The sequence below is a fragment of the Corynebacterium sp. HMSC06G04 genome, from assembly GCF_001807365.1.
Lineage (GTDB): Bacteria > Actinomycetota > Actinomycetes > Mycobacteriales > Mycobacteriaceae > Corynebacterium > Corynebacterium simulans.
Genome location: NZ_KV788598.1, coordinates 96,302 through 109,563 on the forward strand (window position 1 = coordinate 96,302; position 13,262 = coordinate 109,563).

General features: G+C 61.9%; 9 protein-coding genes. All 9 read left to right on the plus strand.

The window, feature by feature from the left end; all coding sequences use genetic code 11:
* Positions 1–5 precede the first annotated feature (5 nt).
* The 9 genes from HMPREF3158_RS02285 (at position 6) to HMPREF3158_RS02325 (ending at position 13,261) form a co-directional block, all read left to right on the plus strand.
* Entirely contained in the window at positions 6–1,523 is a 1,518-nt protein-coding gene (locus HMPREF3158_RS02285; protein WP_070497182.1) for an alanine/glycine:cation symporter family protein, read from the plus strand.
* A complete protein-coding gene (locus HMPREF3158_RS02290) occupies positions 1,524–1,802 on the plus strand; it encodes an acylphosphatase (protein WP_061923298.1) in 279 nt (92 codons plus the stop codon).
* A 26-nt stretch (positions 1,803–1,828) separates the two neighbouring features.
* Positions 1,829–5,407: a chromosome segregation protein SMC gene (gene smc, locus HMPREF3158_RS02295; RefSeq protein ID WP_070497183.1), complete on the plus strand. Its 3,579-nt coding sequence runs from the start codon at positions 1,829–1,831 to the stop codon at positions 5,405–5,407.
* A gap of 50 nt (positions 5,408–5,457) precedes the next feature.
* Positions 5,458–7,206, plus strand: coding sequence for a signal recognition particle-docking protein FtsY (gene ftsY, locus HMPREF3158_RS02300; RefSeq protein ID WP_070497187.1), 1,749 nt, complete (start codon positions 5,458–5,460; stop codon positions 7,204–7,206).
* A 271-nt stretch (positions 7,207–7,477) separates the two neighbouring features.
* On the plus strand, positions 7,478–10,456 hold the full coding sequence (locus tag HMPREF3158_RS02305) for a DUF4040 family protein (RefSeq protein WP_070497189.1): 2,979 nt from the start codon (positions 7,478–7,480) through the stop codon (positions 10,454–10,456).
* Positions 10,456–10,899: a cation:proton antiporter subunit C gene (locus HMPREF3158_RS02310; protein WP_062038374.1), complete on the plus strand. Its 444-nt coding sequence runs from the start codon at positions 10,456–10,458 to the stop codon at positions 10,897–10,899. The genes HMPREF3158_RS02305 and HMPREF3158_RS02310 overlap by 1 nt, the downstream gene beginning before the upstream one ends.
* Positions 10,899–12,440 (plus strand): monovalent cation/H+ antiporter subunit D family protein, encoded by a 1,542-nt coding sequence (locus HMPREF3158_RS02315; protein WP_070497191.1) that lies wholly within the window; start codon positions 10,899–10,901, stop codon positions 12,438–12,440. The genes HMPREF3158_RS02310 and HMPREF3158_RS02315 overlap by 1 nt, the downstream gene beginning before the upstream one ends.
* The gene (locus tag HMPREF3158_RS02320) at positions 12,441–12,971 is read left to right on the plus strand and encodes a monovalent cation/H+ antiporter subunit E (protein ID WP_062038382.1); all 531 of its coding nucleotides are present in this window, start codon (positions 12,441–12,443) and stop codon (positions 12,969–12,971) included.
* Positions 12,971–13,261, plus strand: coding sequence for a cation:proton antiporter (locus tag HMPREF3158_RS02325; protein WP_062038384.1), 291 nt, complete (start codon positions 12,971–12,973; stop codon positions 13,259–13,261). The genes HMPREF3158_RS02320 and HMPREF3158_RS02325 overlap by 1 nt, the downstream gene beginning before the upstream one ends.
* Position 13,262: the final 1 nt, after the last annotated feature.

A 13,262-nucleotide genomic window follows, 5' to 3' on the forward strand; every position in this document is an offset into this window, starting at 1 on the left:
TCCACATGGAATTTATTGAGAACGCTGTGACAACGTTCAACGATTCGGTATGGACTTATCTGATCCCGTGGATCTTGATTGCTGCGGGACTATTTTTCGGCTTTAGGACTGCGCTCGTGCAGGTGCGCATGGTCCCGCAAATGTTCAAGGCTGTGGTGGAACGCCCGAAGGGCGTCGGCCGCGACGAAGACGAGGACTACGGCGGAATCTCCGCTTTCAAGGCTTTTACCATTTCGGCGGCCTCGCGCGTGGGCACCGGCAACGTCGCGGGCGTGGCTGTGGCTATTTCCGTGGGCGGACCTGGTGCCGTGTTCTGGATGTGGCTGATTGCCATCCTGGGCGGTGCGACGGCGTTTATCGAGTCCACCCTGGCTCAGGTGTGGAAGGTCCGTGAAGGCACTGCTTACCGCGGCGGCCCGGCTTATTACATGAAGCGTGGCCTAGGCTGGGGCCCGCTTGCCGTTATCTTCTCTGTGGCCATCGCCTTTACCTTCGGCTTTGTCTACAACGCATTCCAGACCAACGCCATTGCCGATTCCATCGCGTTCTCCTTCGGCCGTGACGACTTCACCTTCCGCTTTATCATCGGCGGCGTCATCGCTGCTATCTCCGCTCTCATCATCTTCGGTGGTGTGCAGCGTATTGCGAATATCACTCAGGTCATCGTTCCGTTTATGGCGATTGCGTACCTGCTCATCGGCGGCTTCGTTGTCGTGGCCAATTTTGACAAGGTCCCGGGCATGATCGGTGACATCATCGGCCACGCCCTAGGCTTCAAGGAAATCGCCGGCGCCGGTCTAGGCACTGCCATGATGAAGGGAATCCAGCGCGGCCTGTTTTCCAATGAGGCCGGCGAGGGCTCCGCGCCGAACGCCGCAGCTACCGCCGCCGTGTCGCACCCAGTCAAACAGGGGCTGGTGCAGACCTTGGGCGTTTATTTCGACACGCTAGTTGTCTGTTCTATCACCGCCTTCATCATCCTGCTGGGGCCTACCGTCAACTACGGCGCGGAAGCCGAGGGTGTTTCCCTGACGCAGGCTGCACTGGCTTCTGAGGTGGGCGATTGGGGCATCCATTTCGTCAGCTTCATCCTGTTCTTCCTGGCATTTTCTTCGATTCTGGGCAACTACTACTTGGCAGAGGCCAACGTGGAGTACTTAACCCGCAAAAAGAGCCTGCTGATCCTCTTCCGCCTCGTGGTGCTCTTCTTCGTATGGTTTGGCGCCGTGGGCTCTTTGCCTTTGGTCTTCGCCCTGGCAGATACCGGCGCGGCAACGATGGTCTTCCTCAATATTCTTGCCATCGTTCCTCTGTCCGGCGTGGCCATCAAGCTGTTGAAGAACTTCAACGAACAGCGTCGTGACGGCGTGGACCCGATTTTCCATCGCGACATGATGCCGGAACTGAAAAACGTCGAGTGCTGGGACGGCTCTGACCCGGTTACCCGCCGCAGCCCGGAGGACCGCAAGCACTTGCAGCACAAGTACGATCTGTCGGATCGCACCAACCTACGGGAGTACTAAATGCAACGCCTGACCGCTTTCGTGCACGGTACGGTCCAAGGCGTTGGCTTCCGCTGGTGGACGCGCTCTCGGGCCCTCGAATTGGGTCTTGCGGGCCACGCCACGAACTTAAAGGGCGGGCGCGTGCAGGTTGTTGCCGAAGGCCCGCGCGAGGACTGCGAGCGCCTGCTCGAGTTATTGCGCGAGCAGCCTTCCACCACCAAGCGCCCCGGAACCGTAACCACCGTGGTGGAGCAGTGGTCGGACCCACGCGGTGAGAGCGGCTTTATCGAACGCTAGCGCCTAGGCTTGCTAAACTTTCACGAATGCACCTGAAATCGCTCACGCTCAAAGGCTTCAAGTCTTTCGCGTCCGCGACGAACCTGAAATTCGAGCCCGGCATTTGCGCCGTGGTTGGTCCGAACGGCTCAGGTAAGTCGAACGTCGTCGACGCGTTGGCGTGGGTCATGGGCGAGGGCAGCGCCAAGACCCTGCGCGGCGGCAAGATGCAGGATGTCATCTTCGCTGGCGCGGGCGACCGCAAGGCGCTAGGTCGCGCCGAGGTAACCCTTACCATCGACAACTCCGATGGCGCGCTGCCCATCGAATACTCCGAGGTTTCTGTCACCCGCCGCATGTTCCGCGACGGCGCCAGCGAGTATGAAATCAACGGCGCCAAAGCGCGCCTTATGGATATCCAGGAGCTGCTTTCTGACTCCGGTATCGGCCGCGAGATGCACATCATCGTCGGTCAGGGCAAGCTCTCCGAAATCCTGGAATCGCGCCCAGAAGATCGCCGCGCCTACATTGAGGAAGCCGCCGGCGTGCTCAAACACCGGCGTCGTAAAGAAAAAGCGCAGCGCAAGCTCACCGGCATGCAGGCCAACTTGGATCGTCTGCAGGATCTCACCGAAGAGCTGGGCAAACAGCTAAAGCCTTTGGCCCGTCAGGCCGAAACCGCCCAGCGCGCGGCCACCGTCCAGGCGGATTTGCGCGATGCCCGCCTGCGCATCGCCGGCGACCAAGTCGTGCAAACCCGCAAGAAGTACGCCGATGCCGAGCAACAGGCCCAGGTGCTCGCCGAGCAGGTGGCGGAAGCTACCGAGCAGCACGAAGAGGCCACCGGCGTCCAATTGGAAATCGAAGCCCAGCTCGAGGAGGTTAATCCGCAGGCCGAGGCCGCGCAGAAGCTGTGGTTCGACCTGTCGACGCTGTCCGAGCGCATCGCCGCCACCCAGCGCATTGCGGAAGAGCGTGCGAAAAACGTCGGCGCACAGGTCGCCTATGCAGGCCAAGACCCAGAAGAGCTCGAGGCCCGTGCCCTGCGCGCGGACGAGGAGCACGCCGAGCTGCTCATGGAGGCCGAAGAGGCCGCCGAGCACCTGGAGTCCATCCGCGAGGAGGTGGCGCAACGCCGCGCCGTCTTCGAAGAGGCGGAAAAGGAACACATGGCGCAGCTACGCGCGATTGCGGATCGTCGCGAGGGAGTGGTTCGCCTCATCGCCTCGGAGGAAAACCTCGCCGGGCAGGTCTCCGCGGCAGAGGAGGAGCTCGCGCGCCAGGAGGAGACGCTGCAGTCCACCAAGGCGCGCACGCGCACGGCGCAGGCTGAGGCGGACGAAGTCGCCGATAAGCTGGAGGCCTTAAACGCCGAGCGCGAGCCGCTGGAAGAGGCCCACGTGAGGGCCGCGAGTGAGTCAGGGGCGGCCGAAAAACGCCTGGAGCAGCTTCGCGACGGTCAGCGCGAACGCGAACGCGCGGTCTACACGCTGCGCTCGCGCATCGATACTTTGGCGCAGACCGCCCCGGAAAATATCGACTTGGGCGAGGGCTTTAAGCCGCTGGCGCACTACATCACCACCTCCCATGACACGGCCGTTGCGGCGGCGTTGGGCGCGTTCGCGGAGGCGCAAACGGGCGCGGTTACAGAGGACATCGTGGCAGCCTTGAGCACCGCCGCCCGCACCCCGCTGGTGGACACCACTGCCGCGGGTGCCTCCGACTGGCGTCTGGACGCCAACCTGCCCAGCGGTGCGACCTGGCTGCTGGATGAGATGCAGCTTGCACCCGAGGTACAGGCGGCGCTGACGCGTCTGCTTTCCGACGTCGCGCTGGTCGGCGATCTTGCCCTAGCTCGCGAGCTGGTGCGCGAGGATCCGCGCCTGCGCGCGGTTACTGCCGAGGGCCTGTTGGTGGGCGAGGGCTGGGTCGAAGCCGGTACCGGCGCTTCTTCTACCGTCGAGGTCACCGCGCGCATCGCGGAGGCAGAAGGCCAGCTGGAATCTGCCACGCAGGAGTTGGAAGAGCTTTCCGGCACCCTGGAGGGCGCGAAGATGGCGGCCGAGGAGGCTCGCGTCGCGGCGGCCTCGGCAAAGGCGGCCTTGCGTGAGCACGACACGACCGTGGAAGCCTGGCAGCGCGACCACCAGCGCCTGCTGAAGCAGCACGAGGTCAACAAGGCTGAGCATGAGAAAGCCGCGGCCCGTGCGACCGAGATTGAGGTCAAGCTTGCCGAAGTGCGCGAGCAGCTGGCTGAGACCCGCGACCGCCTCTCGCGCGTCGATGAGGAGGTCGAAGACGGCGAGCCTTCCTCCCACGAGCGCGATGCTGCCTCGGCCGCTTTGGAGCAGGTCAAGGCCATGGAGATGGAGGCCCAGCTCGCGGCGCGCACCGCCCAAGACAAGGTGGGGCAGGCTGCGGGTAAGGGCGACGCGCTGCGTCGCCAAGCGCAGCATGAACGTCAGGCAAAGGCCCGCCATGAGCAAGCGATGGCGCGTCGTAAAGCGCAGGCCGACTTAGCTCAAGCGGTGGCAGGCCATGCCACGGACCTTGCCGGACGCGCATCCCAGGCCCTGGAGCGCGCCACCGCTGAGCGCGATGAGCTGGTTAATCAGCGCAACGTGTTAGGCGGGCGCTTGCAAGCGGCCAAGCAGCAGGTTTCGGCAACACGGCAGAAGCTCGACCGTCTGACGGCGAACGCCAATCATTCCGAAATCGCCCGCTCGCAGGCGCAGGTGCGCGTGGATGAGACCGAAGCGAAGATCGTGGACCAGTTGGGTATTGCGATCCCTGACTTGCTGCGCGATTACACGCCGGGCGAGGACTTCGACCGTAGCGCGGAAAAGGCGCGACTGAAGCAGGCAGAAAAGGACCTGAACTCCCTGGGCAAGGTCAACCCGCTGGCGCTGGAGGAGTACAAGGCGCTGGAGGAGCGCTATTCCTTCCTGTCTACGCAGCTCGATGACGTTATCCAGGCGCGCAAGGATTTGGCGGGCGTGATTGAGGACGTGGATCAACAGATTCTGCAGCTTTTCACCGATGCGTGGAACGACGTGGAGGCGGAGTTCCCGAAGGTCTTCCAGACCCTTTTCCCGGGTGGCGAGGGCCGCCTGATCCTGACGGAGCCGGATGACATGCTGGCCACCGGCATTGAGGTTGAGGCGCGCCCGCCGGGCAAGAAAGTCAAGCGCCTGTCCTTGCTTTCTGGTGGTGAGAAGTCCCTGACCGCCTTGGCGATGCTGGTGGCCATCTTCCGTGCGCGCCCGAGCCCGTTCTACGTGATGGACGAGGTTGAAGCCGCGCTTGATGACGTCAACCTGCGACGCCTCATCGCCCTGTTTGAGGAACTGCGCAAGGATTCGCAGCTTATCGTCATCACGCACCAGAAGCCGACGATGGATGTGGCTAACGTCCTCTACGGCGTGACGATGCGTGGCGATGGCGTCACGCGCGTGATTTCGCAGCGTATGAGCCAGGCTGGCGACGCCCCCGGTTCCGCCGCTGCAGCCGAGGATGCCACACGCCTGGGCGTCGATGCCCCGCGCGGCGCTGCGCTTGGCGACGCCGCCGAGCCCGACGCTGGGCCCGACGCAGGGCCCGACGCTGAGCCCGAAACTCAGGGTTAATCCGCAGGGTAGTAGTGCCAGGCTGCAGCAAGCCTGGCACTATAGAGGGCATGAATACGACGTTGATGTGGATTCTTATTGCCGTAGCCGTCATTGTGCTGCTGGCGATTGTGCTGGTAGCAGTAGGTAAAAAGCGCGGCGATGCCAAGAAAGTATCGTTCGAAAAGCCGGCCGAGGAAGCTCCCAAGGAGCTGACCCAGGAGCAAAAGTCTGGCAACTACCAGGCCAAGTCCGGGTTCAACTTTGCCCCCGCCGGCAGCGGCGCCAAGGAGCCAGAGAAGGTTCCCGCTCAGCCAGCCAAGCCGGCCGAGCCCACCAAGCCAGCCAAGCCGGCTGAGCCTGCCAAGCCGACCGAGCCCACCAAGTCGGCCGAGCCAGCTAAGCCTGCTGAGCCTAAGGCTGAGAAGTCCGCACCCGCCGCTGGTGTTGCAACCGGCGCGGCCGCTGCCGGTACCGCTGCCGCAGGAGCTGCAGCTGCTGCTGCCTCCAAGCCGGCGGAGTCTGAGCCTGCCAAGACTGAACCTGAAAAGGCCGAGCTGGTAGCAGATGAAAACCCGGTTGAACAGCCGGCCGTCGAAGAGCCGGCAGAAGAAGAACCGGTTGCTGAGGCGCCGCAGGAGGAAGCGGTCGCGGAAGAGCCGACGGTGGCTGCCGAAAGTACAGACGAAGTCTCGGCAGATGAAGCCCCGGAATCTCCAGCAGAAACTTCTGATGCCGAAGCTGAGGAAGCTGCGGAGGCTGAGGAAGCCGCGGCGGCAGCCGATGCGCAGACGAAGGGCGCTGAGGCAGCGCTAGAGGCCGAGCCGGAGGAGCTTGAAGTCTCTGAGGACGCTGAGGTTGTCGAGGCGCCGGAGGCGACGGAACCTGATATTGCGCCGGCAGGTGGCCGTTTGGGTCGCCTGCGCGGCCGCCTGTCGCGCTCGCAGAATGCTATTGGACAGGGCCTGATGGGCATCTTGTCCGCGGGTGACCTCGACGAGGAAGCGTGGGAGGAAATCGAAGACACCCTCATCATGGCGGACCTGGGCACCAAGTCCACTATGAAGGTCACGGAGGCGCTGCGCGATAAGTTCGCAGAGCGCGGCGTCGCCAGTGAGGAAGAGGCCCGCGCGATGCTGCGCGAGTGCCTCATAGAGGCCGGCCACCCGGAGATGGACCGTTCCATCAAGGCCATGCCGAACGAGGGCAAGCCTGCTGTCATCATGGTCGTCGGCGTCAACGGCACCGGCAAGACCACCACCACGGGCAAGCTTGCGCGCGTGCTCGTCGCGATGGGCCACAAGGTGTTGTTGGGCGCCGCGGATACCTTCCGCGCAGCCGCAGCGGATCAGCTCGAAACCTGGGGTCGCCGCGTCGGCGCCAGCACGGTCCGCGGCAAGGAGGGCGCTGACCCGGCTTCCGTTGCTTTCGATGCCGTTGCAGCGGGCGTTGACCAAGGCGTAGACGTCGTCCTCGTCGACACCGCCGGCCGCCTGCACACTTCTGTTGACCTGATGGATCAGCTGGGCAAGGTCAAGCGCGTGGTGGAAAAGAAGACTGAGGTGGACGAGGTGCTGCTGGTTCTCGACGCCACCGTTGGCCAGAACGGCCTCACACAGGCCCGCATTTTCCGTGAGGTCGTCGACATCACGGGCGTGGTGCTGACCAAGCTCGATGGCACTGCCAAGGGCGGCATTGTCTTCCAGGTTCAGGAGGAGCTCGGCGTCCCAGTCAAGCTTGTTGGTCTGGGCGAGGGTGCCGATGACCTCGCGCCATTCGAGGTCGAGGGCTTCGTCGACGCCCTGCTCGGGGAGAAGTAGCCTCCTTTAGCCTCGCGTTTGCCGCCGTGGATTTCTTTCCGCGGCGGCTTTTTCTTGTATGGGGTGGTGCTTTCCGGAGCCGCCGCTGGAACGACGCTGGAAAGCGCTGCTTGGAGGTTGTTTTTCTTGCAAAATCGCCGCGCGAGTTGTCGCCTTGAATACCGAAAAAATGTGCTTTGACGTGGGCCACAATGGTAGTGTGGGAACGTCGTATTTTATGCGCGCTCTAAGTAATAAATCTCTACACAATGGTTTGTGAGGCTAATTTTTCGTGACACTTATTTATGTTGTCCTCCTCGCAGCTTTGGCAGTGGTTCTTGCCCCAGTAACCGTCAAGGTTGCTGATCGCGCCGCCGGCTACCCCCTAGCCGGCATTTTTATTGTGGCGGCAGGTCTTCTTGCCAAAGAATTTGGAACTTTATCGACGGGCGAAGAGCTGTCTTTCTCGCGCACGTGGGTCGGCGACGTCGTCGGCACCGGCATCGACGTCCACTTCGCTCTGCGCGGCGATGCCTTGGGCGTATTCTTCGCCATGCTGGCTTTGGTCATCGGCGCCGTAGTCTTTACCTACTCGGCCGCCTACCTGCCCAAGGGCAAAGGAAACACCAGCTTCTACCTGCTGATGACGGCATTCACCATGTCGATCCTGCTGCTGGCGCTGGCTAACGACGTTATCCTGCTCTTTTTTGCCTGGGAGCTGGTTTCCCTGGCCTCGTTTATGCTTATCGCGCGTTCGGGTAAGGCAGGCGAGAAGGGCTCGCAGCGCACGCTGATTTTGACCTTTATCGGTGGCCTTACCCTGTTGGCAGGCGTGGCCATCGCGGCGACGGCCGCGGGTACTACCAACCTGGAAAAGATTCTGGCCTCCGGTGTCTGGCACGAGCGCCCAGGCCTTACTGCCGCCGTGGCAGTTCTTATTGCTTGCTCTGCTTTTACCAAGGCCGCGCAGTTTCCGTTCCACTTCTGGCTGCCAGAGGCCATGGCCGCAGCAACGCCGGTCTCTGCCTTCCTGCACGCAGCCGCAGTGGTCAAGGCAGGCGTGTACCTGCTGATTCGTTTCTCCACCATCTTCCACGACGTGGCCGTGTGGAACTGGCTGCTCATCGTCGTCGGTATGGGCACCGCCGTTATGTCCGCGGTCTTTGCGGTGCAAAAGACTGACCTGAAGAAGCTGACCGCTTATTCCACCGTCTCGCACTTGGGCTGGATCGTGGCCACCATCGGCGTCGGCACGCCTTTTGCTATCGCCGCCGCCCTGGTACACACGCTGGCGCATGCACTGTTTAAGTCGTCCATCTTCATGCTCATCGGCGTGATTGATCACGAGGCCGGCTCGCGCGATATCCGCCGCCTCGGCGTGCTGTGGAACAAGATGCCATGGACCTTCGGCTCCATGGTTATCGGCGCGGCATCGATGGCCGCGGTTCCACCGCTTTTGGGCTTCGTCTCCAAGGAAGGCATGCTCACTGCCTTCGAAGACGCGCCCATCGGTGGGGCAGGGCAGCTGGTGCTGCTGATGGTTGCCGCAATCGGCGCCTTCTTTACCTTCACCTACTCCGCCAAGATCGTCTTCGGCGCCTTCTTCGACGGCCCGCGCAACATGTCCAAGGTCCACGAGGCGCCTGTTCGCCTCTGGCTGCCGGCAGCACTTCCGGGCTTTATGTCTTTGCCGCTGGTCTTCGTGTTGGGCAAGTTCGACAAGCCTTTGGACTTGATGGCAGGTTCCGTGGGAATGGAATCTCACGCCCACCTTTCCCTGTGGCACGGGGTGAACGTTCCACTGGTCATCTCCGTTGCGGTTCTCATCGCGGGCATCGCCGGTATCTTCATTCGCAAGCAGCTGTGGTCCGCATTCGAGGACACCAAGCTGGTTCCGCGCACCGGCAACCAGATTCTGCGTTCTGTCCAAAATGGCGCGGCCGCGATCGGCCGCTTTGTCGGCCGCATGTCCGATACCCATAATCCTTCACGCCTGATGCTGCCCATCGTCTTGCTGCTCATCATTCTGGCTGCGGCAGGCCTTATCAGCGAAGGCGTCGACGGCGTCGCTCTTGCACCACGCGTCGAAGGCCTGGATAACCCATGGGATCTTTTGCCGCTTTCCATCGTCGCGCTGTCCATGTTTGGCCTGGTGCGCACCCGCAACCGCCTGACGGGCGCGGTGATGATCGGCATCGCCGGCACGGGCGTGACCCTGCAGATGTTCCTGCTCGGCGCACCCGACGTCGCGCTGACCCAGTTCACCGTCGAGGCACTGTCTGTCATCGTGATGATGATGGTGCTGCGCTACCTGCCGGAGAAGTTCCACCCAGTGCAAGAGAAATCGCGTAAGACCGGCTCCATCGTGGTAGCTGTCCTCGCCGGCGTGGCCGCCTTCCTCGGTGTCTGGGGCCTGATGGGCCGCCATGAGCGTTCCGATCTTTCTCTGTGGTACCTGGACAACGCTCCGGATATCACCGGCGGCGACAACGTCGTGGCCACCATCATCGTGGAGTTCCGTGCACTCGATACCCTGGGTGAGCTTTCAGTTCTGGGCATGGCCGCCGTGGTGATTGCTTCTGTTACCTCCACGCTGCCGCGCTTCCCATTTACCTCCGGCACGCGCCCGGCTCCGTTCGGCCAGTCGCAGCTAAATTCGGTTCCGCTGCGTAAGGGCATTGCCATCGTTATTCCGATTTTGGTTGTCACCTCCGTCGTGGTCTTCTACCGCGGTCACCAGGCCTCGGGCGGCGGCTTCCCGGCCGCGCTGATTATGGGCGCAGCCATCGGCCTGACCTACCTGTCCCGCGGCTCTGATGAGATTGTCTTCGGCCGTATGACCCCGATTCACCTCACGGGCATCGGCATCATCGTGGCGCTGACTGCAGGCTTTATCGGTTACATCCCGCACCACGGCGAGCCGGGCGGCTTCCTGACCGCCATCCACGGCCACGCCTTGGGCCAGCACTGGACCACGTCGCTGATTTTCGACCTCGGTATTTATCTCGCGGTTCTGGGCATGCTGACCATGGCCATCAACGCCCTCGGCGGTTATCTGCGCCCGGGCACGGAGCGCGACTTCTTGCCATGGGTCCACGACGACGATTCCGCGTTGCCGTCGACTCCGCGCGTTGTGCTTGACGACGTCGATGATCCTTACCCCGAGCCCATCAACCCCTCGAGCAATCCGCTGGCTTTGCTCAACAAGTCTGAGGCTCGAACTAAGAAGGACTCGCCGCGCGTGGCACGCCAGAAAGGCGGGGAGAAATAATGATTCTTGCACTAACCATCGCACTGCTTATCGGTTCTGCGGTCTATCTCATCCAGCAGCGTGGCTTGGTCCACATCGTGCTGGGCATGATGGCCTTCGGTCACGGCGCTAACCTGACGCTGCTCGCTACGGGCGTGTACTCCTACCGCGGGGAATCTTTCCCCTCGCAGGTCGCACACGACCAGATGGCGGACCCGCTTCCGCAGGCCTTCGTGCTTACCGCCGTGGTCATTTCCATGGCGACCTCCACGATCTTGCTAACCATGGCGGCTATGGGCGCCAATGATGACACGGACATCGTGGAGCCGGTTGATGACAACACCATTGACCACGCGTTCTCAACGCTGGGTCGTGATTCCAAGAATCGAGAGATTTTGCAGCGTTCGGCCAACAAGATGGATCGCGTCAAGCAGTTGGATCACAGTGAGGAAGGGGAGAAGTAATGGCTGAACTCGTCAGTGCACTGTTGCCGCTATTCCCAGCGGTTCCCCTCGTGGCCGCGGCCTTGGCCCTAATGGCCCCGTGGCGCGGCGTGCGTGATTCCATCATGCTGATTATCCCGGGCATCGGAATCTTTGCTGGTTTCGCACTCTTGCTCTATACCTTGAACAACGGCGTGGTGGCCCACACCGTGGGCGGCTACCCAGGTAACGCGGGTATTGCCTTCGCGGCAGATACCTTCTCAGCGTTGATGATTGTCACGACGATGATCGTCGCATTCGGCGCCAACTGGTTTGCCATCGTGGGCGGCGAGACGAAGTCGCGCTACTACCCATCGTTGACGCTGATTCTCATCACCGGTGTCTGCGGCGCGCTGCTTACCGCAGACCTCTTCAACTTCTTCGTGTTCATCGAGGTCATGTTGCTGCCTTCTTATGGCCTCATCACGATGTCCGGTACCTGGTCGCGCCTCGCGGCCGGCCGTGCCTTCGTTCTGGTTAACCTCTTTGCCTCGACGCTGCTGGTCGTCGGCGTGGGCTATATCTACTCCGTTACCGGCGCGGTCAACCTCGCCGCACTAGAGGGCGCTGCGGCGGGCAATGGCCCAGTGACCGTGGCCTCGGGAATCGTAATCATCGCCATCGCGGCGAAGGCCGGCGTCTTCCCCGTGCAGTCCTGGCTGCCGCGCACCTACCCAGGCACCTCGGCTGCCGTGATGGGCTTGTTCTCCGGCCTGCACACCAAGGTTGCGGTCTACATGCTCTACCGCCTGTGGGTCCACCTTTTTGGCATGGACCAGCGCTGGGGCACTCTCATCATCGTGGTCATGATCATTTCGATGCTGATCGGCGCATTTGGTGGCTTGGCCGAAAACTCCATCCGTCGCGTCTTGGGCTATCAGATGCTCAATGGCATGCCTTTCATCTTGGTGATGATGGCCTTTACCACCCACGATCCACAGCGCGCTCTCGCCGCCGGAATCTTGTACACCATCCACCACATGCTCACGGTGGGCTCGCTCATCCTGGCCTCTGGTGCCATCGAAGAGACCTACGGCACTGGCTTGCTATCTAAGCTTTCGGGCCTGGCACGCCGCGATCCGCTCATCGCCTGGATCTTCGCCGCCGGTGCCTTCTCTGTGGTGGGCTTCCCGCCATTTTCTGGCATGTGGGGCAAAGTCTTGATCGTCATCGAGATCGCCCGCACCGGTGGGGCATGGGCATGGATTGTCATCGCGGTCATCATCATCGCTTCCTTTGCCGCTTTCTTGTCCATGCTGCGCGTGTGGCGCGAGGTTTTCTGGGGCAAGGATCTGCCAAAGCAGAAGGTGCCGAAGGAACTCATCATCCGCAAGAAGCTGATGGCTCCTTCCGCTGCGCTGATCATGGGCTCGCTGACCATGTTCGTCCTGGCAGGCCCGTTCATGGATATCACCCTGCACGCGGCACAGGATCTGCTGGATACTCAGGCTTATACCGAAGCCGTGCTTGGCGACGCCCCCGTTGCCTTGCCGGACATCGACTCCATCCAGGGAGGTCGCTAAATGAAACTTTTCTTCCACTCCTGTGTCTATGGCCTATGGCTGATTAAGGAGATCTTCGTTGCCGGTTTCGGCCTGGCCATGGAGTCTTTCAAGCCGCATAATTCCTACCACCCGGTCATCGTGCGCTACCCGCTGCGCGTGACTGATGCGTGGGAGATCTTCTGGTTTACCTCGTCTATCACCGCAACCCCTGGCACTTTGTCGCTGGGCCTGCGCGAGCCGGTGGCAGAGGGGTTGCCGCGTATCGTGCTCGTCCAGGCGGTCATGGGCGATGACCCGGTAGAAATCATGGAGTCGCTCGCGGACATGGAGGAGCACTTGGCACCGCACGTGAAGGACATCGACTATGGCGTGCCAGGCCAGAGCGATACCAAGGATCTGGATCCAGCCTTCTACGAGTACCCACTCGAGACCCTCGGCCGCCACATGCGTGCGCCGGATATCGCGCAAGAAGAAGACACCCCGTTGCCAGCGGATGAGACGGAGAAGTATTCCGTCTGGCCGCTGCGTCCGGAAAGGAAGGGCGAATAATGGTAGATTTCGCGCACTTTAGCGCTTTCGAATGGGTCATTTTCGTCTGCATATTCGTGATGGGCGGGGCCCTGGCTTCGGCCTTGGTCTTGGCGCTGCGCTCCCGCGACGAGCTGACACGTACCGTCATGTCAGACATGGCCTTCTACGGCATGTTGTGCATGTACATCGCTTGGACCTTTGTCAATCACGCCTCGATTCTCTATGACATCGCCATGCTGGCAGCGATTGCAGCCGGCGTGCTGCCTACGTTGTCGATGGCGCGCATCATTTCGAAGGGACGTCGATAAG

Coding starts and splice junctions, on each gene's coding strand:
- ftsY (WP_070497187.1), top strand. CDS start 5,458: ATGAATACGACGTTGATGTGGATTCTTATTGCCGTAGCCGTCATTGTG.
- HMPREF3158_RS02320 (WP_062038382.1), top strand. CDS start 12,441: ATGAAACTTTTCTTCCACTCCTGTGTCTATGGCCTATGGCTGATTAAG.
- HMPREF3158_RS02290 (WP_061923298.1), top strand. CDS start 1,524: ATGCAACGCCTGACCGCTTTCGTGCACGGTACGGTCCAAGGCGTTGGC.
- HMPREF3158_RS02315 (WP_070497191.1), top strand. CDS start 10,899: ATGGCTGAACTCGTCAGTGCACTGTTGCCGCTATTCCCAGCGGTTCCC.
- HMPREF3158_RS02285 (WP_070497182.1), top strand. CDS start 6: ATGGAATTTATTGAGAACGCTGTGACAACGTTCAACGATTCGGTATGG.
- smc (WP_070497183.1), top strand. CDS start 1,829: ATGCACCTGAAATCGCTCACGCTCAAAGGCTTCAAGTCTTTCGCGTCC.
- HMPREF3158_RS02325 (WP_062038384.1), top strand. CDS start 12,971: ATGGTAGATTTCGCGCACTTTAGCGCTTTCGAATGGGTCATTTTCGTC.
- HMPREF3158_RS02310 (WP_062038374.1), top strand. CDS start 10,456: ATGATTCTTGCACTAACCATCGCACTGCTTATCGGTTCTGCGGTCTAT.